We start from the raw sequence: 25571 nt of genomic DNA on the forward strand, positions 1-25571 counted from the left end.
GCGGTACGGGGGCGTGACCGCCGTCGACGGCATCGATCTCGGCATCCGCCAGAGCGAGGTGTTCGGCCTGCTGGGGCCCAATGGCGCGGGCAGGAGCACCACCGTGGAGATCCTCCAGGGCAACCGGTCCAGGGACGCGGGCGAGGCTCTGGTACTGGGCGCGGATCCGGCGAAGGGCACGCGCGCGTGGCGCTCACGTATCGGAATCGTCCGGCAGGACGAATCGGCACCCGCCGAGTTGACGGTCGGCGAAACCGTACGTTGTTTCGCCGGCTACTACCCGGCGCTGCGGGATCCCGACCAGGTGATCGGTCCGGTCGGACTGGAGCAGAAGGCGGGCAGCCGGATCAAGGAGCTGTCGGGCGGCCGGCGGAGCCGTCTCGACGTGGCGCTCGCTGTGATCGGCGGCCCGGAACTGTTGCTCCTGGACGAGCCGACGACGCAGGCTTTTCCTCGCCCCCGCCGCCCCTACCCGTCCCATCCTCGGGGGCTGCCGCCCCCGAACCCCCGCTACGGCCCTGAACGGGCCTTGTCCTCAAACGCCGGACGGGCTGGGGTGCCTGAGGTCGGCATTCGAGGACAAGCGCGCTCAGCCCACCACTTTTCCCCGCCCACCCGGCCTGCCACTTCCGCAGTACGGGCAGTGCCTCTTCAACGCCGGCCGTGGCATTTCAGCCCGTGCGGCGCTTGAGGACGAGCGCGTCCAGCGCGAGCTTTCCCCACCCACCCTCACCGCCACCCCCACCCAGCCCGTCCGGCGTTTGAGGACGAGCGCGTTTTAGCGCGAACGGGGGGTCTGGGGGCGCAGCCCCCAGGGATGGGAATGGGTAAGGGCGACGGGGGCGAAGGGAAACCGCCCTCAGCCCAGCCTCGACTCCAGTTCCGCCACGATCTCGTTCACGCCGATCGCCGTCTGATCCCCGGACTCCATGTCCTTCAGCTGGACCACCCCCTCCGCGAGGTCCCGCTCACCGGCAACGATCGTGTAACGCGCCCCACTCCGGTTCGCGTTCTTCATCGCCCCCTTAAGACCCTTCGCCCCGTACGAGAAGTCCGCCGCGACCCCCACCTTCCGCAGCTCCGTGACCTTCGCGAACAGCACCCGGCGAGCCTCCTCCCCCAACGGCACCGCGAACACACTCGTCGCGGACGGGAGTTCGAGCTCCACACCCTCCGCCTCCAGGGCAAGGACCGTACGGTCTACGCCCAGCGCCCAGCCCACCGACGGAAGAGCCGGACCGCCGATCATCTCGGACAGACCGTCGTACCGCCCCCCGCCGCCCACCGCGGACTGCGAGCCCAGTCCGTCGTGGACGAACTCGAAGGTCGTACGGGTGTAGTAGTCCAGGCCGCGAACCAGCTTGGCGTCGTCCTCGAAGGCGACGCCCGCCGCCGTGATCAGCTCCCGGACCTCCTCGTGGTACGCCTTGCACGCATCGCACAGATAGTCCCGCAGCAACGGCGCCCCCACCAACTGCTTCTGGACGTCGTCCCGCTTGTCGTCCAGCACCCGCAGCGGGTTGATGTCGGCCCGGCGCAGTGTCTCCTCGTCCAGGTCGAGGCCCCGGAGGAAGTCCTGGAGCGCCGCCCGGTATACGGGACGGCACTCCTTGTCGCCCAGGCTGTTCAGCAGGATGCGGAAGTTCCTCAGGCCCAGCGACCGGTACGCCTGGTCCGCCAGGATGATCAGCTCGGCGTCCAGCGCCGGGTCCTCCGCACCGATCGCCTCCGCGCCCACCTGCGAGAAGTGGCGGTAACGGCCCTTCTGGGGGCGCTCGTAGCGGTAGTACGAGCCCGAGTACCAGAGCTTGACCGGGAGGTTGCCCAGCTTGTGGAGGTTGGCCTCAAGGGCCGCGCGCAGGACCGACGCCGTGCCCTCGGGGCGTAGGGCGAGCATGTCGCCGCCCTTGGTCTCGAAGGCGTACATCTCCTTCGTCACGATGTCCGTCGATTCGCCGACGCCCCGGGCGAACAACTCGACGTTCTCGAAGCCCGGCGTCTCGATGTAGCCGTAGCCGGAGTTGCGCAGCGGCGCCGCGATCGCTTCCCGTACCGCCAGGTACTTCGCGCTCTCCGGCGGGATCAGGTCGTAGGTGCCCTTGGGGGCCTTGAAGGTGCTCACGGGAGGTCTCTCGTCACATTCCTCGTCGGTGAGGGGGGTTCGGGCCCTCGCCGCGATCTTGAAGGCCGGCCGCCACCTGCCGCAGATACGGGTTGGTGGCGCGTTCCTGGCCGATGGTCGTCTGGGCGCCGTGGCCGGACAGCACCACGGTCGAGTCGTCGAGCGGCAGGCACACGCGGGCCAGCGAGTCGAGCATCTCGGCCATGTCACCGCCGGGCAGGTCGGTGCGTCCGATGGAGCCGGCGAAGAGCAGGTCGCCCGAGAAGAACACGGACGGGATGTCCGTCGTCTCCGGCATCCTGAACGTCACCGACCCCTTGGTATGGCCCGGTGCGTGCGCCACGCTCAGCTCAAGTCCCGCCAGTTCCAGCCGCGCGCCGTCCGTCAGCTCCTTGACGTCGTCCGGTTCCCCGATGGTCAGTTCGCCCAGCAGCGGCATCCCGATGGAACGGCCGAGCGCCTTCTCCGGGTCGCTCATCATGTAACGGTCGTCGGGGTGGATCCACGCCGGGACACCGTGCGCACCGCACACCGGGACGACCGAGGCGACATGGTCGAGGTGGCCATGGGTGAGGACGACGGCGACGGGCTTGAGCCGATGCTTCTTCAGCGTCTCCTCGACTCCCTCGGCGGCCTGATGGCCCGGGTCGATGATCACGCACTCCTCACCGGCGGCGGGAGCGACGAGATAACAGTTCGTCCCCCAGGCGCCGGCCGGGAACCCGGCAATGAGCACGATCGTCCTTCGATATGTGGCGTACGTGGTCGTACGGGGTGGGTGGCAGTGCCCCAGAGCCTACCGGCGCTGCCGTTTCCTCAGCGAACCCATATACGGTACGGGGCACACGCAGGCGATCGGCACACAAGACGCACGCGTCCCAGTTGACGTACGAGACGCATGAGGAGAAAACCCGGTGGTCACCCAGGAACAGCGGCGGCGTCAGCTCGCCCGGGAGAAGTTCTTGCGGCAGCAGCAGCGGCGTACGGCCGCGCGACGCAAGGCGAACGTGCGCAACTCGGTGATCGCGTCGGTCCTCGGCGTGATCGTCGTGGGAAGCGTGTTGTCGTATGCGACCGGGGTCTTCAAGAACGACGACAGCAAGTCGAACGCGAGCGCGGAGGTCACCCCGAGCGCGACGCCCAGCAAGGCCGCGGACCCCTGTGAGAAGGCTGCCGAGGGGGCGGTGAAGTCGCTGAGCTGGAAGAAGGAGCCGGCGATGACCATCGACAAGTCGGCGAAGTACGAGATGACGCTCGCGACGACCTGTGGCGACATCGGTATCGCCCTGAAGACGTCGGCGGCCCCGCACACCGTCAACTCGTTCAACTTCCTGGCGAGCGAGGGCTACTTCGACCACACCAAGTGCCACCGGCTCACCACGAACGGCATCTACGTGCTGCAGTGCGGTGACCCGAAGGGCACCGGTATGGGCGGCCCCGGCTACACCATTCCGGACGAGAACCTGAAGGACAAAACCCTCAAGAACAACATCTACCCGGCGGGCACGATCGCCATGGCCAACACGGGTCAGGCGCACACCGGCGGCAGCCAGTTCTTCCTGGTCTACCAGGACAGTCAGCTCCCGCCCAGCTACACACCGTTCGGCACGGTTTCCGCGTCGGGCATGAAGGTCCTGAAGAAGATCGCCGCGGCCGGTGAGGCCACGGGACAGGGCGACGGCGCACCGAATGCGACCGTTGTGATCAACAAGGCGACCGTAACGAAATCCTGACCGCCAACTGCGAAACTTCGGTCGCGCGGGATGCGGACAGCATCCCTGCCGGTCGCCTATGTTGGCCGTGACGAAACTGTGGACGATGCCCGGGGGTGCAGAGCCCTCCGCAGGCATCATGTGGAGGAGGCGCTGTGAGCAGCGACCCGTGGGGCCGCGTCGACGAGACGGGGACCGTGTACGTGCGTACGGCCGACGGCGAGCAGGTCGTCGGTTCCTGGCAGGCCGGCTCCCCCGAGGAGGCGCTGGCCTACTTCGAGCGCAAGTACGAGGGCCTGGTTGTCGAGATCGGCCTCCTCGAAAAGCGAGTCAAGACCACCGACCTGTCCGCGAAGGACGCCCAGGTGGCCATCGACCACATCCGCGAGCAGGTGGACGCCCACCACGCGGTCGGCGATCTGGCCGCGCTGAAGGTCCGGCTGGACAAACTCGTCGAGACCGTCGAGACCCGGCGCGAGGAGCGCAAGCAGCAGCGCGCCAAGCAGTCCGACGAGGCGCGGCACGCCAAGGAGGCGCTGGTCGTCGAGGCGGAGGAGCTGGCGCAGTCCGACCAGTGGCGGTCGGCCGGTGAGCGGCTGCGCGCGCTGGTGGACACCTGGAAGGGGCTGCCGCGGCTCGACCGGAAGTCGGACGACGAGCTGTGGCACCGCTTCTCCCACGCCCGCTCGGCGTTCTCCAAGCGCCGCAAGGCGCACTTCGCGTCCCTTGACGCGCAGCGCGAGGACGCCCGCAAGGCCAAGGAGAAGCTGGTCGCGGAGGCCGAGGCGCTGTCCGCGTCGACCGACTGGGGTCCGACGGCGGCGCGCTACCGCGAGCTGATGACGGACTGGAAGGCCGCGGGCCGCGCCCAGCGCGAGCACGAGGACGACCTGTGGAACCGCTTCCGCGGTGCCCAGGACGTGTTCTTCGCGGCGCGCAGCTCGGTCTTCGCCGAGCGGGACGCGGAGCAGACCGAGAACCTCAAGCTCAAGGAGGGGCTGGCCGAGGAGGCCGAGAAGCTCCTGCCGATCACGGACCTGAAGGCGGCGCGGGCCGCCTTCCGTTCGATCAACGAGCGCTGGGAGGCCATCGGTCACGTGCCGCGCGACGCCCGCCCGAAGGTCGAGGGCCGGATGCACACGGTCGAGCGGGCTCTTCAGGAGTCCGAGGAGACCGAGTGGCGTCGGACGAACCCGGAGGCACGCGCGCGTGCCGAGGGTCTGACCGGTCAGCTCCAGGCGGCCGTGGACAAGCTCACCGGCCAGATCGAGACGGCCCACGCCCAGGGCAACAACGCCAGGGCCGACAAGCTCCAGAAGGAGCTCGAGGGCCGTCAGGCGCTGCTGGACCAGGCGCTCAAGGGGCTGCAGGAGTTCGGCGGCTAGTTCGCCGGTTCTTTCACGCTGCTACGCAGAGGGGCTCCCGTACGAGATGTACGGGAGCCCCTCTGCGTGTTCTCCGACTACCTGCGGGTCGAGGTCACCCGGTACACGTCGTAGACGCCCTCGACGCCCCTGACGGCCTTCAGGACGTGTCCCAGGTGCTTGGGGTCGCCCATCTCGAAGGTGAAGCGGGAGGTGGCCACCCGGTCCCTCGACGTCTGGACGGCCGCCGACAGGATGTTGACGTGCTGGTCGGACAGGATGCGGGTGACGTCCGAGAGGAGGCGGGAGCGGTCCAGGGCCTCGACCTGGATGGCGACCAGGAAGACCGAGGACTGGGTGGGCGCCCACTCGACCTCGAGGATGCGCTCTGGCTCGCGGGACAGTGACTCAATGTTCACGCAGTCATTGCGGTGAACCGATACGCCGCTACCGCGCGTGACGAATCCGATGATCGGATCGCCGGGTACGGGCGTACAGCAGCGGGCGAGCTTCACCCAGACGTCGTCGACGCCCTTGACCACGACACCCGGGTCGTTGTTGCTGCGCCGCTTGCGGCCCCGGCCGCGCGGGGACGGAACGGCCTCGTCGATCTCCTCGGTGGCCGCCTCCTCGCCACCGAGCGCCTGGACGAGCTTCTGCACGACGCTCTGCGCGGCCACATGACCCTCGCCGATCGCCGCGTACAGGGACGAGATGTCGGGGTAGCGCATCTCGTGCGCGAGGGTGACGAGGGAGTCGCCGGTGAGGATGCGCTGGATCGGCAGGTTCTGTTTACGCATCGCGCGGGCGATGGCGTCCTTGCCCTGTTCGATCGCCTCGTCACGCCGCTCCTTGGAGAACCAGGCGCGGATCTTGTTGCGGGCACGCGGCGACTTGACGAAGCCGAGCCAGTCGCGGGAAGGGCCGGCGCCGGGTGCCTTGGAGGTGAAGACCTCGACCAGGTCGCCGTTGTCCAGGGTGGATTCGAGCGGTACGAGGCGGCCGTTGACCCGTGCCCCTATGGTCCGGTGGCCGACCTCGGTGTGGACCGCGTACGAGAAGTCGACCGGGGTCGCGCCCGCCGGCAGCGCTATCACGTCGCCCTTGGGCGTGAAGACGAAGACCTCGTTGCGCGACAGGTCGAAGCGCAGGGACTCCAGGAACTCCCCGGGGTCCTCGGTCTCCTTCTGCCAGTCGAGGAGCTGGCGCAGCCACGCCATGTCGTTGAGGTGGTCGTCCTTGCCGGTGGTCCTCGGCTGGTCCGAGCGGACCTTGGAGGCGCCGGCGACGGCCTCCTGCTTGTACTTCCAGTGCGCGGCGATGCCGTACTCGGCACGGCGGTGCATGTCGAACGTACGGATCTGGAGTTCGACCGGCTTGCCGTTGGGTCCGATGACCGTCGTGTGCAGCGACTGGTACATGTTGAACTTGGGCATCGCGATGTAGTCCTTGAACCGGCCGGGGACCGGGTTCCAGCGCGCGTGCACGGTGCCGAGGGCGGCGTAACAGTCCCGGACCGTGTCGACAAGTACCCGAATACCCACGAGGTCGTAGATCTCCGCGAAGTCGCGGCCTCGTACGATCATCTTCTGGTAGACGCTGTAGTAGTGCTTCGGGCGCCCGGTGACGGTGGCCTTGATCCGGGCGGCGCGCAGATCGCTCTGCACCTCGTCGGTCACTATGGCCAGGTACTCGTCACGCTTCGGTGCCCTCTCGGCCACCAGCCGGACGATCTCGTCGTACATCTTGGGGTAGAGGATCGCGAAGGCGAGGTCCTCCAGTTCCCACTTGATGGTGTTCATGCCCAGGCGATGGGCGAGCGGCGCGTAGATCTCCAGCGTCTCGCGCGCCTTCTTCTCCTGCTTCTCGCGCTTGAGGTAGCGCATGGTGCGCATGTTGTGCAGCCGGTCGGCGAGCTTGATGACCAGGACGCGCGGGTCCTTGGCCATGGCCACGACCATCTTGCGCACGGTCTCGGCCTGCGCGGCCTCGCCGAACTTGACCTTGTCCAGCTTGGTGACGCCGTCGACGAGGAGCGCGACGGAGTCGCCGAAGTCGCGGCGCAGCTGGTCCAGGCCGTACTCGGTGTCCTCGACCGTGTCGTGCAGCAGGCCCGCCATCAGGGTCGCCGGGTCCATGCCAAGCTCAGCGAGGATCGTGGTGACGGCCAGCGGGTGGGTGATGTACGGGTCGCCGCTCTTGCGCTTCTGGCCACGGTGCCAGCGCTCGGCGACCTGGTAGGCCTTCTCGATCTGGCGAAGGGTCGCCGTCTCGATCTTCGGATCGTTGCCGCGCACCGCCCGGAGCAGCGGCTCAAGGACCGGGTTGTACGGATTGGAGCGCTGTACGCCGAGCCGGGCCAGCCGGGCGCGTACGCGGTTGGGGGAGGCAGAGCGGGCAGGCTGGCCGGAGGCCGGGCGGACAGCGGGCGCGGGGGCCGGGGTGGGAGCGGGCTCGGGCGTGGCCGGCTTGGGGCGCGAAGGCTCGGCCGCACGTTCGACGGGTGCGGACTGGGCGTGCTCGACCGGCCCGTGCGCGTCGTTGTTCGCGGTCCGCGCGGGCGTGGCCGCGGGCTCCGAGACGGGCTCGGGCTTGGCGGCGGTCAGGGGCTGGGCCTCGTCTGCCAAGAGGACTCCTCGTGCGCGATCCGGGTCCCCAGGTCAGGCTCCGGAGACCCCATGGTAGCGATCCCGGGCCCCGGCATCGCCTCCAGGCCGCTGAGACGGCCTTCTACAGGAGAAACACGAGAGGCGGGCACCGGATTCCTCGGGTGCCCGCCTCTCCGTCGCTCCATGTGTCCGCAGGCCCGCTTCGGCCGGACCTGGCGGCATCAGGGCCGATGTCCCGCTCGCGGCGGCGGGCACAGAACCGGCGGTGCCGCCGATCCGGCCCCGGCTCCGCAGCCGGCCCTGGTGAGCTGCCTCAGACTATGATCAACGCCTCCAGCAGCGCTCCCGACAGCACGGGTTCGAGCCGCTGTCTGCCGCCGAGGAACCCCAGCTCCATGAGGATCGCCAGACCGGCGACCTCCGCGCCCGCCCGCCGGATCAGCTGGAGCGAGGCCTCGGCGGTGCCGCCCGTGGCCAGGACGTCGTCGACGACCAGGACACGGTCGCCCGCGCTCAGGTCCTCGGCGTGCACCTCGATCTCGGCGGAGCCGTACTCCAGGTCGTACGCCTGGCTGAGGGTGGCTCCGGGGAGCTTGCCCGCCTTGCGTACGGGGATGAAGCCCAGGCCCGCCCGGACCGCGACCGGGGCGCCCAGGATGAAGCCGCGGGCCTCCAGACCGACGATCTTCGTGGCGCCGCTGCGCACGGCGATGTCCGCCAGAGCGTCGGTGAGCGCCGCGAAGGCCGTGGGGTCCGCCAGGAGCGGGGTGATGTCCTTGAACATCACGCCCGGCTCCGGGTAGTCCGCCACATCGCGGATACGGCTGAGCAGCAGCTCCTTGACCTCGGTCATCGGCGCTTGCCCGAGGGCCGGCCGCGACCGCGGTTGCGGGACGCGGGCTGGTTGCGCGGGCCGACGACCGCCGGAGCGGCGTCGTCGTCCTCGTCGTACGGCTGCTCGTCGCTGACCTGGGCCGCCGCCGGGGTCTCGCCCTGGGCGCGCTTGGCGAGGACGCGCTTCCTCAGGGCCTTCATCTGCGGCTCGCGCTCCTTGAGGTCGGCGACGAGCGGCGTGGCGATGAAGATCGACGAGTACGCACCGGCCGCGAGGCCGACGAACAGCGACAGCGAGATGTCGTTGAGCATGCCCGCGCCGAGCACACCGCCACCGATGAACAGCAGGCCGGCGACCGGGAGGAGCGCGACCACCGTGGTGTTGATGGAACGCACCAGGGTGCCGTTGATCGACCGGTCGGCGATCTCGCTGTACGTCCAGCGGGTCTGCTTGGTGATGTCCTTCGTCTGCTCCTTGAGGCTGTCGAAGACGACGACCGTGTCGTAGAGCGAGTAACCGAGGATCGTGAGCAGGCCGATCACCGTGCCCGGCGTGACCTCGAAGCCGACGAGGGCATAGATGCCGACCGTGATGGTGATGTCGTGGATCAGCGCCACGAGTGCCGCCGCGGCCATGCGCCACTCGAAGGCGATCGCCAGATAGATCACGACGAGGACCATGAAGATCGCCAGGCCCTGCCAGGCCTTGTTGGCGACCTGGTCACCCCAGCTGGGGCCCACCAGGTCGGCGTTGATCTTCTCGGAGTCGACCTTCAGGTCCTTGGCGAGCGCCTGCTTGATCTCGTCCGACTTGGCGGTGTCGATGCCGGAGATCTGGATGCGCAGGCCGCCGTTGCCGAGCTTCTGGACGATCGCGTCGTGGCCGGAGGCCTCTTCCGCGAAGGTCTCGGCGGAACTCACCGACGTGCTGGTCTTCTCGGTGGTGAAGACGGCGCCGCCCTCGAACTCGATGCCCATGTTCAGGCCGCGCACCGACAGGCCGAGGATGGCCGTGATGGTGATCAGGATCGAGATGCCGTACCAGATGAAACGCTTGCCGACGAAGTCGTAGCCGATCTCGCCGCGGTGGAGCCGGGCGCCGAGGGTGCCGAGTTTCGACATCTCACGCCTCCTTCATGTCGACGGGCGCGGACGGACGACGGGTGCGACGGAGCGGCGGTTTGGCGCCCAGGCGCTGCGGGTCGAGGCCGGACCAGCTGTGACCCTCCGCGAAGAACTTCTTGCGGGCGAGGATCGTCATCAGCGGCTTGGTGAAGAAGAACACGACGACGACGTCGAGCAGGGTGGTCAGACCGAGCGTGAACGCGAAGCCCTGGACCTTGCCGACGGTGACGATGAACAGCACCGCGGCGGCGAGGAAGGACACGAAGTCGGAGACGAGGATGGTGCGCCGGGCGCGCGGCCAGGCACGCTCGACGGCGGGCCGCAGCGAACGGCCCTCGCGGATCTCGTCCCGGATGCGTTCGAAGAACACGATGAACGAGTCCGCGGTGATCCCGATCGCGACGATCGCACCACAGACGGCCGGCAGGTTCAGCGCGAAGCCGATGGCCGGACCGAGCAGCGCCATGATCACGTATGTGAGGGCCGCGGAGATCAGGAGGGAGGCGATGGCGACGATCGACAGACCCCGGTAGTAGACCACCAGGTAGATGATGACCAGGGCCAGGCCGATGGCACCCGCGATCAGACCGGCGTGCAGCTGCTCGCCGCCGAGCGCGGCGGTGACCGTGGTGACGCTCGACTCCTGGAACGTGAGCGGGAGCGCGCCGTACGACAGCATGTTGGCCAGGTCCTGGGCCTCGGTCTGGTCGAAGCTGCCGGAGATCTGCGCGGAGCCACCCGTGATCGACGTGCTCACGTACGGGTTGGAGACGACCTCACCGTCGAGGACGATGCCGAACTCGTTCTGCGGGGCCTGGTTCTGGGAGAGGCGGCCGGTGACGTCCGCGAACTGCTTGCTCCCCTTGGACGTGAAGTCCATGGTGACCTGCCAGCCCGAGGCACCCTGCGTGTCGAAGACGGCCTGGGCCTTCTCGACCTCGGTGCCGGACACCTCGGCCGGGCCGAGGACGAACTTCTGCCACTGGCCCTGCGAGTCCTTGCCGCAGGCCACCGTGGGCTCGGAGGGCTTGACGCCGTCACCGGTGACGGCACGGACCTTCGCCTTGGTGCAGTCGAGCGCCTCGTACTTCGCCTGGAGCGCCGCGGTCGCCGCGTCGGCGGTGGCGCTCGCCGACGGCGACGCGCTGGCGGCCGGGGTCGACGAGGTGCTCGGCGTCGGGCTCGCGTCGGCCTTCAGGGCGTCGGTGACCGGGCGGCCCTGCGAGGTCGCGCTGGCCGACGGGCTGGACGACGTGCTGGGCGAGGCGGACGACGTCGAGGTCGCCTTGTCGCCCGTCTCCGAGGCCGACGGCGAGGGGCTGCCTGACGTGCTCGTGCTCGGCGTGGGGGTGGCCGTCGCGGCGCCGCCCTGGACCTCCAGGGCCAGAACCGGACGGAAGTAGAGCTTGGCGGTGGTGCCGACCTGCTCCCGGGCCTGCTCGGAGTTCGTGCCCTTGGGGATGTTGACAATGATGTTGTCGGATCCCTGGGTCTGAACCTCGGCCTCGGAGACGCCAAGACCGTTGACACGGCGGTTCATGATGTCGACCGCGGTGTCCATGTTGGTCTTGTTGATCGCGTTCGGCTGGCCCGGCTCGTTCTTCGCCGTGAGCGTGATGCTCGTACCACCGGCCAGGTCGATACCGAGACGCGGAGTCGTGTGCCCGGAGGCGAACATGCCCCCGGTGAGCGCCACGATGGCGATCAGGATGAGGGCCAGCGAGCGTCCTGGCTTGCTCTGGGAGCTTGCGCTCCGGCCCTTCTTAGGTGCTGCCACCTTCTCGTACTCCCTCTCGGGCCACCCCGCGCCGGGTCAGCGCGGCCGGTGGCCATGACATGGTGTCGGGACTCCCTGCGAGAACCCGCCGTGCCGGGGGTACGAGACGCGAACGGATCGCGCCGCGCTCCTCCCCCGGAACGCGGCTACTTCGCGTCGGTCTCGCCGTCGGTCTTCTTCGGCTCTTCTTCCGCCTTCGCCTCGGCGGCCTCGGTCTTGTCGGCCGGCTCGTCGGCCGCATCCTTCTTGCCGAGGTCGATGGGCTTGTCGTCGGAAGCGGCGGAAGCGTCGTCGGAGGGCTCGTCGGTCTCGGTGAGGGAGGAGGCGTCGTCCGGGACGACGGATTCGTCGGTCTTCAGGTCGTGCTCGATGCCGTGGACGATGCGGTTGTACTCGTCGTCGCTGAGGACGGCGCCGATGGAGTTCTTCGCGAAGAGAAGCTCCACACCCGGGCCCGCGTCGAGGAGAACCGTCTCCTCGTTGACTTCCTTGACCGTCGCGTACATGCCCCCGATCGTGCGGACACCGGTACCGGGCTGCATGTCGTTACGCATCTGCGCGGCGGCCTGCTGCTTGCGCTTGGCCGAGCGGGTCATCAGGAACATGGCCCCGATGAGCACGATGAACGGGAGGAGGGTCACGATATTCACGGGACGGAATTTCCTTCGCACTACCGCGTCGGTGAGCGGCCTGGTGGATGGGGGTGTGGTCGGCGCCACCTACAAAGCTACAAAGGCGGCATCGGCGGAGTCTAAGCGAGTCCGCACGCCAGGAACAACGCTCAGCATCGCACCACGGTTCCTGACCCTGCCAGCACCCTCGCCGTCACGCCCCGAACAGGTCCTGTTGTCCGGTTCCCCCCGTTGTGGAACGGGGTGGAGTGAGGCCGAGATGCGCCCACGCGGCCGGGGTCGCGACACGTCCGCGCGGTGTACGGGCCAGCAGTCCCTCCCGTACGAGGAAGGGCTCGGCGACCTCCTCGACGGTCTCGCGCTCCTCCCCCACCGCTACAGCGAGCGTGGAGAGCCCGACCGGGCCGCCGCCGAACAGCTTCAGCAGCGCTTCGAGGACACCGCGGTCGAGGCGGTCGAGGCCCCGGGCGTCGACCTCGTAGACCTTCAGGGCCGCCTGCGCGATGTCGCGCGTGATCACGCCGTCGGCCTTCACCTGGGCGTAGTCCCGGACGCGGCGCAGCAGGCGGTTGGCGATACGGGGGGTGCCACGCGAGCGGCCGGCGATCTCGGCGGCGCCCTCCGCGTCGATCTCTACGTCGAGCAGGTTCGCCGAGCGGTGGATGACACGCTCCAGCTCGGCGGGTTCGTAGAACTCCATGTGCGCGGTGAAGCCGAAGCGATCGCGCAGCGGGGGCGGCAGCAGTCCCGCGCGCGTGGTGGCGCCGACCAGGGTGAACGGGGGCAGTTCGAGGGGGATGGCGGTGGCGCCGGGGCCCTTGCCGACGATCACGTCGACACGGAAGTCCTCCATCGCCATGTAGAGCATCTCCTCGGCGGGCCGGGACATGCGGTGGATCTCGTCGAGGAAGAGGACCTCTCCCTCCTGGAGCGAGGAGAGGATCGCGGCGAGGTCGCCGGCGTGCTGGATGGCGGGGCCGCTGGTGATGCGGATGGGGGCGCCCATCTCGGCCGCGATGATCATCGAGAGGGTGGTCTTGCCGAGGCCGGGGGCACCGGAGAGCAGCACATGGTCGGCGGTGGCACCACGCGCGCGTGCGGCGCGCAGGACGAGGTCGAGCTGCTCGCGGACCTTCTCCTGGCCGATGAACTCGTCCAGGTCCTTGGGGCGCAGGGCGGCCTCGACGGCCTGGTCCTCACCGTCGGCGACAGAGCCCACCAGCCGCTCGGGGGCGGTCTCGTCGGTCGTGTCGTCCCAGTTCATGCGTGTGCCTCGCGGTCGCGGTCGGTCGGTCGGGTGAGTCGTGTGGGTCGTACGGCGGTGGGGGCGCCCTCGGTCAGCGGGCTCTGTTGAGGGTCTGGAGGGCCGCCTTCAGCAACTGGCCGACCTGGGGCGTGCCTTCGGCGGCCTCGGCCTGGGGGGCCACGGCGGCCACCGCCTCCTCGGCCTCGCGGGTCGCGTACCCGAGGCCGATCAGGGCCGCGTGCAGCTGGTCGCGCCAGCCGCTGGTGACCGGGGAGCCGATGGCGGGGCCGGTGCCGAGGGGGGCGCCGAGACGGTCCTTCAGCTCCAGGAGCAGCTTCTGGGCGCCCCTCTTGCCGATGCCGGGCACGGCGATCAGCGCCTTCTCGTCCGCCGTGGACACCGCGCGGCGCAGGGCATCCGGTGAGTGGACGGCCAGCATGGCCTGCGCGAGACGCGGGCCGACGCCGCTCGCGGTCTGGAGCAGCTCGAAGGTCTGCCGCTCGTCGTCGTCCACGAAGCCGTACAGGGTCAGGGAGTCCTCGCGGACGACCAGGGAGGTGGCCAGCTTGGTCTGCTGTCCCATCCGGAGTCCGGACAGGGTGTTGGGCGTGCACTGGACGGCGAGGCCGATCCCGCCCACCTCGACGACCGCGGAGTCGGGGGCGAGGGCGGCGACCGGGCCGCTGACGAAGGCGATCATGCGGGGCGGCCTTTCGGGGCGGGTGCTGTTGTCGACACGGGCGCTTTGGCCTGCGCCTGGTGGAGGGCGACGGCCTGCTGGAGCCGGTTCTGCGCGACGGCCTGTTGGAGGCGGTTCTGGGCGGGTGCGCGCCAGATGTGGCAGATGGCGAGCGCGAGGGCGTCGGCGGCGTCGGCGGGTTTGGGGGGCGCGTCGAGCCGGAGCAGCCGGGTCACCATGGCGCCGACCTGGGCCTTGTCCGCGCGTCCGCTGCCGGTGACGGCGGCCTTGACCTCGCTGGGGGTGTGCAGGGCGACGGGGATGCCGCGCCGGGCGGCGCACAGCATCGCCACGGCGCTGGCCTGGGCCGTGCCCATCACCGTACGGACGTTGTGCTGGCTGAACACCCGCTCCACGGCGACGAATTCGGGCCGGTGTTCGTCCAGCCACTGCTCGATGCCCTGCTCGATCGCGACTAGCCGGAGGCCGAGTTCGGCATCGGCCGGGGTGCGTACGACGCCGACGCCGATCATCGTCAACGGGCGCCCTGGGACGCCCTCGACGACACCGACCCCGCATCGGGTCAGTCCCGGGTCAACTCCGAGTACGCGCACCCGCCCCACCCCTCTGTCCGGTCGCGGTCCGTCGACGGTGATCTTTGACTGCCGCCAGGCTATCCGCTGCCACTGACAACAGCGGCGGGCCGGTAGGACGTGTCCCACCGGCCCGCCGGAACCGCTCGCCCATGACAGGCTCTGGCGGCAGCGCTACGCGTCGACCTTCTCCATGACCTCGTCGCTGACGTCGAAGTTGGCGAAGACGTTCTGCACGTCGTCGCTGTCCTCCAGGGCGTCGATCAGCTTGAAGATCTTCCTGGCGCCCTCCTCGTCCAGCTCGACCTGCATGGTCGGGACGAAGTTGGCGTCGGCGGAGTCGTAGTCGATGCCGCCCTCCTGGAGCGCGGTGCGCACCGCGACCAGGTCCGTGGCCTCGGAGATGACCTCGAAGGACTCACCGAGGTCGTTGACCTCCTCGGCGCCGGCGTCCAGCACGGCACCCAGGACGTCGTCCTCGGTCAGCTCACCCTTGGGCACGACGATGACGCCCTTGCGGTTGAACAGGTACGAGACGGAGCCGGGGTCGGCCATGTTGCCGCCGTTGCGGGTCATGGCGACGCGGACGTCCGAGGCGGCGCGGTTGCGGTTGTCGGTGAGGCACTCGATGAGCACCGCAACACCGTTGGGGCCGTAACCCTCGTACATGATCGTCTCGTAGTCGGCGCCACCGGCTTCGAGACCGGCGCCGCGCTTGACCGCGGAGTCGATGTTCTTGTTCGGGACCGAGCTCTTCTTGGCCTTCTGGATGGCGTCGAACAGCGTGGGGTTGCCGGCCGGGTCGGCGCCGCCCGTGCGGGCGGCGACCTCGATGTTCTTGATCATCTTCGCGAAGAGCTTGCCGCGCTTGGCGTCGATCACGGCCTTCTTGTGCTTCGTCGTAGCCCATTTAGAGTGGCCGGACATCTGCCTGTCTCCTTCGCGTAACCCATCTCTGTACGAACCCCAGAGATCCTACAAGGACTCCGCTGTACGGTCCGCGCCCGCCGTGCGTGCCATGTCGGCCCGCACGATGTCGACGAACAGGGAGTGCACGCGGTGGTCGCCGGTCAGTTCCGGGTGGAACGACGTGGCGAGCGCGTTGCCCTGGCGTACGGCGACGATGTGACCGGCGTGCTCGGCGAGCACCTCGGCCTCGGCGCCCACGGACTCGACCCAGGGGGCACGGATGAAGACGCCCTCTACAGGATCGCCCTCGACACCCTTCACGTCGACCGCCGCTTCGAAGGACTCGTTCTGGCGTCCGAAGGCGTTGCGGCGCACGATCATGTCGATACCGCCGACGGTCTCCTGGCCCGAGCGCGGGTCGAGGATCTTGTCGGCGAGCATGATCATGCCGGCGCAGGTGCCGTATACGGGCATACCGGCCCGCACGCGCGCGCGGAGGGGCTCCATCACGCCGAACAGGACGGCCAGCTTGGAGATGGTGGTGGACTCGCCGCCGGGGATGATCAGGCCGTCCACCTCGGCGAGTTCCTCTGGGCGCCGCACCGGCCTGGCCAGGGCGTCCGCCTCGGCCAGGGCGATGAGGTGCTCCTGTACGTCGCCCTGGAGGGCCAGGACACCGATGACGGGGGTGTCGTACATGGGTGTTACCAGCCCCGGTTCGCGTAGCGCTCGGTCTCGGGGAGGGTGTCGCAGTTGATGCCGACCATGGCCTCGCCGAGGTTGCGGGACGCGTCCGCGATGATCTTCGGGTCGTCGTAGAAGGTGGTCGCCTTCACGATGGCGGCGGCGCGCTTGGCCGGGTCGCCGGACTTGAAGATGCCGGAACCGACGAAGACACCCTCGGCGCCGAGCTGACGCATCAGCGCGGCGTCGGCCGGGGTGGCCACTCCACCGGCGGAGAACAGCACCACCGGGAGCTTGCCCAGCTCGGCGACCTCCTTGACGATCTCGTACGGGGCGCGCAGCTCCTTGGCGGCGGCGTACAGCTCGTTGTTGTCGTAGCCGCGCAGGCGGGCGATCTCGTTCTTGATCTGCCGCAGGTGGCGGACGGCCTCGACGACGTTGCCGGTGCCGGCCTCGCCCTTCGAGCGGATCATCGCGGCACCCTCGGCTATGCGACGCAGGGCCTCTCCGAGGTTGGTGGCGCCACAGACGAACGGTGTGGTGAAGGCCCACTTGTCGGAGTGGTTGACCTCGTCGGCGGGGGTCAGCACCTCGGACTCGTCGATGTAGTCGACGCCGAGGGACTGGAGCACCTGGGCCTCGACGAAGTGGCCGATGCGGGACTTCGCCATGACCGGGATGGACACGGCCTCGATGATGCCCTCGATCATGTCCGGGTCGGACATCCGGGCCACGCCGCCGTCCTTGCGGATGTCCGCGGGGACGCGCTCCAGGGCCATGACGGCGACGGCGCCGGCGTCCTCGGCGATCTTCGCCTGCTCGGCGTTGACCACGTCCATGATCACACCGCCCTTGAGCTGCTCGGCCATGCCGCGCTTCACGCGCGCGGTGCCGGTTTCGGGCGTCTGGACGGAGTTGGAGAGCGTGCTGGACACGGTTCGACCTCACTCGGTGGAAGAAGAGGGTTACGGCAACACTGAGGAAACGGGAGAGGAGCAGGCCACAGCAAGGGCCAATGGGGAGCCGGTGGATCGTTTTCGCCCCATCCCGTTCCTGAGGGCTACGCCCCCAGACCCCCGCAACGGCCCTGAACGGGCCTAGTCCTCAATCGCCGGACAGGCTGACATCCCAGCCCGTCCGGCGTTTGAGGACGAGCGCGTTCAGCGCGATAGGGGGGTCTGGGGGCGCAGCCCCCAGGGGATGGGAACGGGTAAGGGCGGCGGGGGCGAGAAAAAGCCCCTTACGCCGGCGCACGCTGCGCCAGTGCCGGTGGCGGCTCGTCGTCCATCTCGAAGGCATTCGGGAACGGCGCATGCCCCGCCAGCCGGAACCACCGCACCTTCCGATGCCGCCGCAACGCCCGCGCCGCCCGCACCGCGTCATTGTGGAACCGCCGAGCCATCGGCACCCTGCGCACCGCCTCGGTCAGCTCACGCGCCGCCGCCTCACCGCCGGGGGCCTCCCGTACCGCCTCGACCTGCAGCGCCTCCGCGAAGACGGCCCGCAACGCCTGACTCAGGTCGCTCTCGGCAACCTCACGCTGCTCCTCCTCGGCCTGCCGAGCGGCATGCGCCGCCTCGTACAGCACGATCGACGCGGCCGGATCGAGAACGCCCGACGTCGCCAACTCCTGGGCGACGGAAGCCCGGCGCAGCAGCTGCGCGTCGAGGCCCGCGCGCGTGGCGTCGATGCGGACGTGCAGCCGGTCGAGCCGCCCGGCGCTCCAGCTCAGGTAGAGGCCGATCACGACGAGCCCGACGAGGATCCAGATGAGGGTTGCGGTCACGGGCGGCAACGCTACATGGGCGCTCCGCTGGTTCCGCGGCTACTCACCTGGCCGTCCACTGGGGGCTGCCGCCCCCAGACCCCCGCTTCGGCCTGAACGGCCTCGTCCTCAAACGCCGGACGGGCTGAGTGGTGCCCGCCAGGCCGACAGGACCGGCCGACGACCACTCCCCTCGCTCAGTCCCGCCCCAGCCCCAACCGCGCCAGAAACCCCGTAGCCGTCCGCTCGTCCGCCGCCACCGCTGTCGTACCGTCCGTCACCGTCTCGTACACGGACAGAATGTCCGCGCCGACCGTCGACCAGTCGAACCGCCGTACATGGGCGCTGCCCCGCTCCCGCAGCTCGGCCCGGCGGACGGGGTCGCCCAGCAGGCGTACGGCCGCCTCGGCCAGGGCGTCCGCGTCCTCGTTCGTGAACAGTTCGCCCGCCGCGCCCTGGTCCAGGACCTGGACGAACGCGTCGAGGTCCGAGGCCAGCACCGGGGCCCCCGCCGACAGCGCCTCGACCAGGATGATCCCGAAGCTCTCGCCGCCGGTGTTGGGAGCGACGTACACGTCCACGCTGCGCAGCAGCCGTGCCTTGTCCTCGTCGCTGACCATGCCCAGGAACTCGACGCGCGGGCGCAGCTCCGGCGGCAGGCCCTCCAGCGCCTCCTCCTCGTCGCCGCGGCCCGCGACCAGCAGCCTCGTCGCAGGGCGGGCGGCGAGGATCTTCGGGAGCGCCTTCATCAGGACCGGCAGGCCCTTGCGGGGTTCGTTGATGCGGCCGATGAAGCCGATCGTGTCGCCCTGCCACTCGGACTTCGGCTTGGCCCGGGCGAAGGAGTCGACGTCGACACCGTTCGGGATGACGACCGCGTCGCCGCCCAGGTGTTCCACCAGCGTGCGCCGGGCGTACTCACTCACCGCGATCCGGGCGCTGATCTTCTCCAGGGCGGCCTGCAGCATCGAGTACGCGGCGATCATGGCCCGGGAGCGCGGGTTCGAGGTGTGGAAGGTGGCCACGATGGGGCCCTGCGCCGCCCAGCAGGCCAGCAGGCCCAGCGAGGGCGAGGCCGGCTCGTGGATGTGGAGCACGTCGAACTCGCCGTCGTGCAGCCAGCGGCGTACACGGGCGGCGCTCAGGAAGCCGAAGTTCAGGCGGGCCACCGAGCCGTTGTACGGCACCGGGACCGCGCGGCCGGCCGAGACGACGTACGGCGGGAGCGGGGTGTCGTCGTCGGCGGGGGCAAGGACGGAGACGTCGTGGCCCAGGCGGATGAAGTAGTCGGCCAGATCTCGGATGTGGAACTGGACGCCGCCCGGTACGTCCCAGGAGTACGGGCAGACGATGCCGATCTTCACGGGGTCCCCTTCTCGGGATCCTTCTCGGGAGCCTTCGCGGGGTCGAGATCCGCGAGCCACAGCCGCTGAAGCATGTGCCAGTCCTCCGGGTGGTCGGCGATTCCCGTGGCGAAGGCATCGGCCAGCGCCTGTGTCATGACAGACGTCTTCTCGGCCTTCGTACCTGTCTCGGGTACCTCGATCGGGGGATGAACACGTCCGCGCATGACCGGCGATTCGTCGTACCACAGGGTCACAGGGAGGAGGAGTGCTCCCGTCTGCTGGGCCAGCAGGGCCGGACCGGCCGGCATCCGGGCCGTGTCGCCGAAGAACTTCACCTCGACGCCCGAGGCGGACAGGTCCCGGTCGGCGACCAGGCAGACCAGGCCGCCGTCCCGCAGCCGCCGCGCCAGGGTGCCGAACGTGGTGCCGCCGCTGTGCGGCAGGACCTCCATGCCCAGGCCCTCGCGATACGCGACGAAACGGTCGTACAGCGACTCCGGATTCAGGCGCTCGGCGACCGTCGTGAAGGGTGTCTCCAGCTTGGTGGTGACCCAGGCGCCGGCCAGGTCCCAGTTGCCCAGGTGCGGAAGCGCCAGGATCACGCCCCGGTCCGAGGCGATCCCGTCGGTCAGGTGGTGGATGCCCTGTGCCTCGAAGCCCGCCTTCACCCGCTCCGGGCTCCACGCGGGGAGGCGGAAGGACTCCATCCAGTAGCGCAGGTACGAACGCATGCCCGCGCGGGACAGCTCCGCGAGGCGCTGCGGTGTCGCGTCGGGCACCACGCGCGCGTAGTTCGACTCGAGCCGTCGTACGCGCTCTCCGCGCCGCTTCCAGGCGAGGTCGGCGATGGTCCGGCCGAGCCGGACGGCGACCGGCTCCGGGAGCTTCTTGACGGCGCTCCAGCCCAACGCGTACGCGCCGTCCGCCAGCCGCCCCCGCAGGTCGCTCACGACGAGGCCTCACTGCTCTGGGCGGCGTTCTCGCTCGCGTCCGCCGCGTCCGCCTCCGCGGACTCCCGGCGAACCGTGACAACACGCTGGATCAGCGTGACCAGGCTGCCCACGGCGACGATCCACAGGGCGATCGGCAGCAGGTACTGGATGCCGGGCACCCCGAAGGCGTGCAGGCCCGCGAGACCGGCCGCGACCAGCGAGATCACCAGCCGCTCGGCACGCTCCACCAGACCGTTGACGGCGACCGGCAGGCCGATCGACTCCCCGCGCGCCTTGGTGTACGAGACCACCTGGCCGCTCGTCAGACAGAAGATCGAGACCGCGCACAGGACGTTGTCGTCACCGCCCCCCGCGTACCAGAGGGCGAATCCGCCGAAGATCGCCCCGTCGGCCACCCGGTCGAGGGTGGAGTCCAGGAAGGCCCCCCAGCGGCTGGAACGGCCCAGCTGGCGGGCCATGTTGCCGTCGACGAGGTCGGAGAACACGAACAGCGTGATGACGATCGTGCCCCAGAACAGCTCTCCCCTGGGGTAGAAGACCAGCGCGCCCGCGATCACTCCGGCGGTACCGAGGAGCGTCACCGTGTCGGGGCTGACGCCCCGGCGGATGAGAAACGCGGCGAACGGTGTGAGGACACGCGTGAAGAATGCACGCGCGTACTTGTTCAGCATGGCCTTCCCGAGGGTCGGTTTCGCCGCGCGGCCCCTACTGGCCACCGGCTGGCCCATCGTAGCCACGCGCGCGCATGTGCGACGGTCGGGCACCCGCGCACCCGTGTCACGGCCTGACGGCATCCGGGTCACGGCAGGATGTCGGCGTCCCGGATCACCCCACGCCACGGGTCCCGCCCGCGCGATCGCGTCCGCCGTATGGACGCACCGTGACGCGAGTGCAAAGCTCGAAAGCACCGCGGGCGTCATCGGAGCCGCCACCGCACGCGGATCCGGCACGTCCGCGCCCACAGTGACCTCACCGTGCACGGGAGGCAGGACCATGGGCGACAAGGCGAACGCACACCCCGGAGCCGCCGGCAGGGCTACAGCGGCCGACCACCCCGCGTCCGTACGGAATGTGGTGCTGGTCGGCCACTCCGGATCGGGCAAGACGACTCTGGTGGAGGCTCTCGCGCTGACCGCGGGGGCCGTCAACCGGGCGGGCCGGGTGGAGGACGGCGGCACCGTCTCCGACTACGACGAGATCGAGCACCGGCAGCAGCGCTCGGTGCAGCTCTCCCTGGTACCCGTCGAATGGGGCGGATACAAGATCAATATTCTGGACACCCCCGGATACGCCGACTTCGTCGGGGAACTCAGGGCCGGTCTGCGAGCGGCGGACGCGGCCCTTTTCGTCGTCTCGGCCTCGGACGGGGTCGACGGCTCGACCCGGATGGTGTGGGAGGAGTGCGCGGCCGTCGGCATGCCGCGGGCCATCGTCGTCACGCATCTGGAGTCCGCGCGCGCGGACTTCGACGACATGACGCGGATCTGCGCGGAGGCCTTCGGCGCGGACGACCCCGACGCCGTACTGCCGCTCTACCTGCCGCTGCACGGCGCACCGGGGCCGGACGGGCACGCGCCCGTGACCGGGCTGACCGGGCTGCTGTCGCAGAAGCTGTTCGACTACTCCTCCGGGGAGCGCAAGGAGTCCGAACCGGGCCCCGACCAGCTCCCGGCCATCGAGGAGGCCCGCAATCGGCTCATCGAGGGGATCATCGCCGAGAGCGAGGACGAGACCCTCATGGACCGCTATCTGGGCGGCGAGGAGATCGACCTCAAGACCCTGGTCGACGACCTGGAACGGGCCGTCGCGCGCGGGACCTTCTTCCCCGTGCTCGCCGCCGCCCCCGCCGCCGACGGCGCCCGGCAGGGCCTCGGCACGGTCGAACTGCTGGAACTGGTCACCGGGGGCTTCCCGACCCCGCTGGAACGCGAGGCACCCGGGGTCACCACCGTCGACGGCCGCCCGCGCGAGCTGAAGCTCTGCGATCCCGACGGCCCGCTGGTCGCGGAGGTCGTGAAGACGGCCAGCGACCCCTACGTGGGCCGGGTCTCCCTCGTCCGCGTCTTCTCCGGCACCCTGCGGCCCGACGCGACGGTCCACGTCTCCGGGCACGGCCTCACCGACCGCGGCCACGAGGGCCGTGCCCTCCACGAAGCCGACGAACGCATCGGCGCCCTGTCCGCGCCCTTCGGCAAGCAGCAGCGCACCCTCTCGCACTGCATCGCCGGCGACCTGGCCTGCGTGGCGAAGCTGAGCCGGGCGGAGACCGGCGACACCCTCTCCGCGAAGGACGACCCGCTCCTGATGGAACCGTGGGAGATGCCCGACCCCCTGCTGCCGCTCGCCATCCAGGCGCACAGCAAGGCCGACGAGGACAAGCTCTCCCAAGGGCTCGGCCGGCTCGTCGCCGAGGACCCCACCATGCGGCTCGAACAGAACCAGGACACCCACCAGGTGGTCCTGTGGTGCCTGGGCGAGGCCCACGCGGACGTCGCCCTGGAACGGCTGCGCAACCGCTACGGCGTCCAGGTGGACGTCGTACCGCACAAGGTCTCCCTACGGGAGACGTTCGCCGGCCGGTCGGCGGGGCGCGGACGCCATGTGAAGCAGTCCGGCGGGCACGGGCAGTTCGCGATCTGCGCGATCGAGGTGGAGCCCCTGCCGGGCGGCTCGGGCATCGAGTTCGTCGACAAGGTCGTCGGCGGCGCCGTGCCCAGGCAGTTCATCCCGTCCGTCGAGAAGGGCGTCCGCGCCCAGGCCGCCAAGGGGGTCGCCGCCGGCCATCCGCTCATCGACATTCGGATCACCCTGCTCGACGGCAAGGCCCACTCCGTGGACTCCTCCGACGCCGCCTTCCAGACCGCCGGCGCGCTCGCGCTGCGCGAGGCCGCCGCCGACGCGCAGATCCATCTCCTCGAACCCGTGGCCGAGGTGACGGTGCTCGTCGGCGACGACTACGTGGGCTCCGTGATGAGCGACCTGTCCGGACGGCGCGGCCGGGTCGTCGGCACCGAGCAGACCCCCGGCGGCCGGACCCTCGTACGCGCCGAGGTGCCCGAGATCGAGATCGGCCGGTACGCCGTCGATCTGCGCTCCCTCTCGCACGGCACCGCCCGCTTCGACCGCAAGTACGCACGGCACGAACCGATGCCGCCGCAGATCGCCGAAAGGGTCCGTGAACAGGTCCAGGACACCGCGTAGTTGGTGCCCGGCACCCGACAAGTGGCCCTCACGGAACGCTCTCCTCCACATCGGCGGACGGCTTTGGCCGTCCGCCGCCCCAATTGTCGGTGGCTGCGGATACGCTGATCACCTGATCAAGCTGTGACTCGATCAACGTGATGACCTGTTCAACAGGTGTGCGGAGCAAGGAAGTCGGGAAAGGCCGCAGAAGCGGGTACGGCGGCGAGGGGGCGGCACAGTGGCGGACGACGGTTTCGATTTCAGCCCAGGGGCACAGGTGCCCCTGTCGGGCTCCGCGGGCCAGACGGCGGCGACCTTCGCGCTGGCCTCGGCGGCCTACCGGGAGGACGACGAGGTCACGAAGATCCTCGATGCCGACAACGAGTGGCACAAGTCCACGGTCAAGGCACCCCGGGGCGCCTGGGCCAAGATCTTCCGGCCCAAACTCGGCGAGGCGTTCTCCCGGGCCGTGATCGACCGCATGCTGGGCGCCGGCCGCAAGCCGCTCATCCAGTCCTTCGGCATCGAACCGCAGGTCATCGTCGAGCACGCCCTCGCGGCCCACCGCATCCGGCGCGACCGCGACAACTGGCTCTCCGCGGTGATGGTGCTGTGCGGCGTGCTCTTCCTGCCCGGACTCCTGCTGTGGCTGGCGGTCTTCGCCGGCCGGGCGAACATCGCCAAACGCGAGGACAAGCGGGCCTCCGCCCTCGCCACCACCCTCCTCGTCGCCGTCGGCGCCTTCGCCGTGATCTTCCTGATCAAGATGCCGTTCACCGGCTTCTGGGCCTGGTACGCACGCGCGTGCGTCGTCCTCCCGGTCGTCGGCTGGCTCTGGGCCAAGCAGATCTGCGAGCGCACCGCGAAGGACCTGCGCGACCGCTGGGCCGCCCTGCTCTCCGGCGGCGGCGTCGGCGCCAAGATCCCCGAGGCGGTCCCCGGCAGCCCCGGCGAGACCGCCGCCGAACACCTCCGCAAGGAACTGGCCAGGCTCAGCGCCGAACAGCAGTCCAACTCCGTCTTCTACGCCGGCCACAAGGGCATACTCGGCATGGGCACCCGGTGGGGCACCTGGCAGCTCGCCGAGAACCTGGTCCCCCGCGACGCGGCCAAGGAGATCCACCCCTTCCGCAGCTGGGACGTCATACGCGCGATCCACGACCAGCTGCGCATGCTGGAACGCGGCCCCCTCAACACCGGCGGATTCCCGAAACCGACCCTTAAGCACTGGATCGTCTCGCCCGTCGGCGCGGGCGCGAAAGAGGTCTCCCGGCCCAGCGGCACGGACGTCGACGCCTACATGATCAAGAACCACGCGATACAGGACATCTGCAACAAGCAGCAGTTCGGCGACGGCCAGCGACACTACCTCGGGGTCCAGTGGACGCTGTGGAGCGGGCAGTTGGTCATCACGATGCTCATCACGGTGACCGTGCTGCACGAGACACTGCGCATCGAGCTGACCGGACACGCGCTCGGCCCGGTGCACTCCCTCTTCAGCAGCAAGCCCGCGGCCAAGGAGAAGGAAGTACAGAAGTCGGTACGGTTCTGGGAGACCCGGAAGGTGAAACTGCCGCTGGTCGACGCGGACGAGGTCGTACGGCTCACCGCGCGCGCACCGCTCACCTGGTACCCGCCGCTGCTGAACTGGCTGGGCGGCTCACTGGGCCTGCCGGAGCCGTTCGGCCTGCGGCACTCCTGGGCGGAGCAGCCGTGGCCGCACCGCTTCATGGCCGACGACGTGCTGCGGACGGCGACGCCGGTACTGCGGGTCGTGCACACGGCGGCGATCAGGGTTCTCGAAGAGAACGGCGTGGACACCGAGAAGTTCGGCAACCGCTCGTCGTTCCTCAGCGGGCTGGTGCAGGACCCGACGCCCCGCAAGGCCGACCTCTACGACGCGTGACGTGGGGGGGGGGGGGGGCGGGCGCCCCCCCCCCCCCCCCCAACACCCCCGCCCGCCCCCCAGGGACAGAGACACCGCCCAAACCTCAAGAACGCCCCGGGCCCCCGCGCCACACACAAGGGACACCCCCCC

At 69.7% G+C, this 25571-nt stretch carries 22 protein-coding genes; 5 read left to right on the forward strand and 17 right to left on the reverse strand.

Annotation, left to right across the window (positions count from 1 at the left end):
* Positions 1–13 precede the first annotated feature (13 nt).
* Positions 14–691 carry an ATP-binding cassette domain-containing protein gene (locus tag ACWDR4_RS28325; RefSeq protein ID WP_450412918.1) on the forward strand — a complete coding sequence of 226 codons (678 nt, stop codon included), beginning with the start codon at positions 14–16 and terminating at the stop codon, positions 689–691.
* Positions 692–859: 168 nt separating this feature from the next.
* Here ACWDR4_RS28325 and hisS read toward each other — a convergent pair whose 3' ends face one another.
* Both hisS and ACWDR4_RS28335 read right to left on the reverse strand, forming a co-directional pair.
* Complete coding sequence (gene hisS / locus ACWDR4_RS28330) at positions 860–2122, reverse strand: histidine--tRNA ligase (protein ID WP_450412919.1); 1263 nt, start codon at positions 2120–2122, stop codon at positions 860–862.
* A gap of 13 nt (positions 2123–2135) precedes the next feature.
* A complete protein-coding gene (locus ACWDR4_RS28335) occupies positions 2136–2858 on the reverse strand; it encodes an MBL fold metallo-hydrolase (protein WP_450412920.1) in 723 nt (240 codons plus the stop codon).
* A gap of 178 nt (positions 2859–3036) precedes the next feature.
* On the opposite strand from ACWDR4_RS28335, the gene ACWDR4_RS28340 reads away from it, so the two are divergent.
* Positions 3037–3855: a peptidylprolyl isomerase gene (locus ACWDR4_RS28340; RefSeq protein WP_450412921.1), complete on the forward strand. Its 819-nt coding sequence runs from the start codon at positions 3037–3039 to the stop codon at positions 3853–3855.
* A 134-nt stretch (positions 3856–3989) separates the two neighbouring features.
* Positions 3990–5219 carry a DUF349 domain-containing protein gene (locus ACWDR4_RS28345; protein WP_450412922.1) on the forward strand — a complete coding sequence of 410 codons (1230 nt, stop codon included), beginning with the start codon at positions 3990–3992 and terminating at the stop codon, positions 5217–5219.
* 77 nt (positions 5220–5296) lie between these two features.
* Here the strand turns inward: ACWDR4_RS28345 and ACWDR4_RS28350 are convergent, their stop codons facing one another.
* The 15 genes from ACWDR4_RS28350 to pgsA form a co-directional block, all read right to left on the reverse strand.
* On the reverse strand, positions 5297–7825 hold the full coding sequence (locus tag ACWDR4_RS28350) for a RelA/SpoT family protein (RefSeq protein ID WP_450412923.1): 2529 nt from the start codon (positions 7823–7825) through the stop codon (positions 5297–5299).
* A 295-nt stretch (positions 7826–8120) separates the two neighbouring features.
* Complete coding sequence (locus tag ACWDR4_RS28355; protein WP_450412924.1) at positions 8121–8660, reverse strand: adenine phosphoribosyltransferase; 540 nt, start codon at positions 8658–8660, stop codon at positions 8121–8123.
* Positions 8657–9763 carry a protein translocase subunit SecF gene (gene secF, locus ACWDR4_RS28360; protein ID WP_450412925.1) on the reverse strand — a complete coding sequence of 369 codons (1107 nt, stop codon included), beginning with the start codon at positions 9761–9763 and terminating at the stop codon, positions 8657–8659. Before secF ends, ACWDR4_RS28355 begins: the two co-directional genes overlap by 4 nt.
* Position 9764: 1 nt before the next feature.
* Complete coding sequence (secD, locus tag ACWDR4_RS28365; RefSeq protein ID WP_450412926.1) at positions 9765–11543, reverse strand: protein translocase subunit SecD; 1779 nt, start codon at positions 11541–11543, stop codon at positions 9765–9767.
* Between the two features lie 146 nt (positions 11544–11689).
* Positions 11690–12193 carry a preprotein translocase subunit YajC gene (gene yajC, locus ACWDR4_RS28370; RefSeq protein ID WP_450412927.1) on the reverse strand — a complete coding sequence of 168 codons (504 nt, stop codon included), beginning with the start codon at positions 12191–12193 and terminating at the stop codon, positions 11690–11692.
* 175 nt (positions 12194–12368) lie between these two features.
* On the reverse strand, positions 12369–13439 hold the full coding sequence (ruvB, locus tag ACWDR4_RS28375) for a Holliday junction branch migration DNA helicase RuvB (protein WP_450412928.1): 1071 nt from the start codon (positions 13437–13439) through the stop codon (positions 12369–12371).
* A 73-nt stretch (positions 13440–13512) separates the two neighbouring features.
* Entirely contained in the window at positions 13513–14121 is a 609-nt protein-coding gene (ruvA, locus tag ACWDR4_RS28380; RefSeq protein WP_450412929.1) for a Holliday junction branch migration protein RuvA, read from the reverse strand.
* Positions 14118–14714 (reverse strand): crossover junction endodeoxyribonuclease RuvC, encoded by a 597-nt coding sequence (gene ruvC, locus ACWDR4_RS28385; protein ID WP_450412930.1) that lies wholly within the window; start codon positions 14712–14714, stop codon positions 14118–14120. Before ruvC ends, ruvA begins: the two co-directional genes overlap by 4 nt.
* Positions 14715–14867: 153 nt before the next feature.
* Entirely contained in the window at positions 14868–15620 is a 753-nt protein-coding gene (locus ACWDR4_RS28390; RefSeq protein WP_369037666.1) for a YebC/PmpR family DNA-binding transcriptional regulator, read from the reverse strand.
* Positions 15621–15668: 48 nt separating this feature from the next.
* The gene (gene pdxT / locus ACWDR4_RS28395) at positions 15669–16301 is read right to left on the reverse strand and encodes a pyridoxal 5'-phosphate synthase glutaminase subunit PdxT (protein ID WP_450412931.1); all 633 of its coding nucleotides are present in this window, start codon (positions 16299–16301) and stop codon (positions 15669–15671) included.
* Positions 16302–16306: 5 nt separating this feature from the next.
* On the reverse strand, positions 16307–17155 hold the full coding sequence (gene pdxS, locus ACWDR4_RS28400; protein WP_450412941.1) for a pyridoxal 5'-phosphate synthase lyase subunit PdxS: 849 nt from the start codon (positions 17153–17155) through the stop codon (positions 16307–16309).
* Positions 17156–17526: 371 nt separating this feature from the next.
* Entirely contained in the window at positions 17527–18072 is a 546-nt protein-coding gene (locus ACWDR4_RS28405) for a hypothetical protein (RefSeq protein WP_450412932.1), read from the reverse strand.
* A gap of 176 nt (positions 18073–18248) precedes the next feature.
* Complete coding sequence (locus ACWDR4_RS28410) at positions 18249–19415, reverse strand: glycosyltransferase family 4 protein (RefSeq protein WP_450412933.1); 1167 nt, start codon at positions 19413–19415, stop codon at positions 18249–18251.
* Positions 19412–20347, reverse strand: coding sequence for a phosphatidylinositol mannoside acyltransferase (locus ACWDR4_RS28415; protein WP_450412934.1), 936 nt, complete (start codon positions 20345–20347; stop codon positions 19412–19414). Before ACWDR4_RS28415 ends, ACWDR4_RS28410 begins: the two co-directional genes overlap by 4 nt.
* The gene (pgsA, locus tag ACWDR4_RS28420) at positions 20344–21078 is read right to left on the reverse strand and encodes a phosphatidylinositol phosphate synthase (RefSeq protein ID WP_450412942.1); all 735 of its coding nucleotides are present in this window, start codon (positions 21076–21078) and stop codon (positions 20344–20346) included. The genes ACWDR4_RS28415 and pgsA overlap by 4 nt, the downstream gene beginning before the upstream one ends.
* Positions 21079–21343: 265 nt before the next feature.
* Here pgsA and ACWDR4_RS28425 point away from each other — a divergent pair, with 265 nt between their 5' ends.
* Both ACWDR4_RS28425 and ACWDR4_RS28430 read left to right on the forward strand, forming a co-directional pair.
* Positions 21344–23551 (forward strand): elongation factor G-like protein EF-G2, encoded by a 2208-nt coding sequence (locus ACWDR4_RS28425; protein WP_450412935.1) that lies wholly within the window; start codon positions 21344–21346, stop codon positions 23549–23551.
* A 220-nt stretch (positions 23552–23771) separates the two neighbouring features.
* Entirely contained in the window at positions 23772–25439 is a 1668-nt protein-coding gene (locus ACWDR4_RS28430) for a hypothetical protein (protein ID WP_450412936.1), read from the forward strand.
* Positions 25440–25571 lie beyond the last annotated feature (132 nt).

This window comes from Streptomyces sp. NPDC000878 (assembly GCF_053599695.1).

Bases quoted from the DNA above. Each gene is read 5' to 3' on its own strand.
- secF (WP_450412925.1), bottom strand. From the start codon at position 9,763: ATGTCGAAACTCGGCACCCTCGGCGCCCGGCTCCACCGCGGCGAGATC.
- ruvA (WP_450412929.1), bottom strand. From the start codon at position 14,121: ATGATCGCCTTCGTCAGCGGCCCGGTCGCCGCCCTCGCCCCCGACTCC.
- pdxS (WP_450412941.1), bottom strand. From the start codon at position 17,155: ATGGCCGAGCAGCTCAAGGGCGGTGTGATCATGGACGTGGTCAACGCC.
- ACWDR4_RS28390 (WP_369037666.1), bottom strand. From the start codon at position 15,620: ATGTCCGGCCACTCTAAATGGGCTACGACGAAGCACAAGAAGGCCGTG.
- ruvB (WP_450412928.1), bottom strand. From the start codon at position 13,439: ATGAACTGGGACGACACGACCGACGAGACCGCCCCCGAGCGGCTGGTG.
- ACWDR4_RS28355 (WP_450412924.1), bottom strand. From the start codon at position 8,660: ATGACCGAGGTCAAGGAGCTGCTGCTCAGCCGTATCCGCGATGTGGCG.
- pgsA (WP_450412942.1), bottom strand. From the start codon at position 21,078: ATGGGCCAGCCGGTGGCCAGTAGGGGCCGCGCGGCGAAACCGACCCTC.
- ACWDR4_RS28425 (WP_450412935.1), top strand. From the start codon at position 21,344: ATGGGCGACAAGGCGAACGCACACCCCGGAGCCGCCGGCAGGGCTACA.
- pdxT (WP_450412931.1), bottom strand. From the start codon at position 16,301: ATGTACGACACCCCCGTCATCGGTGTCCTGGCCCTCCAGGGCGACGTA.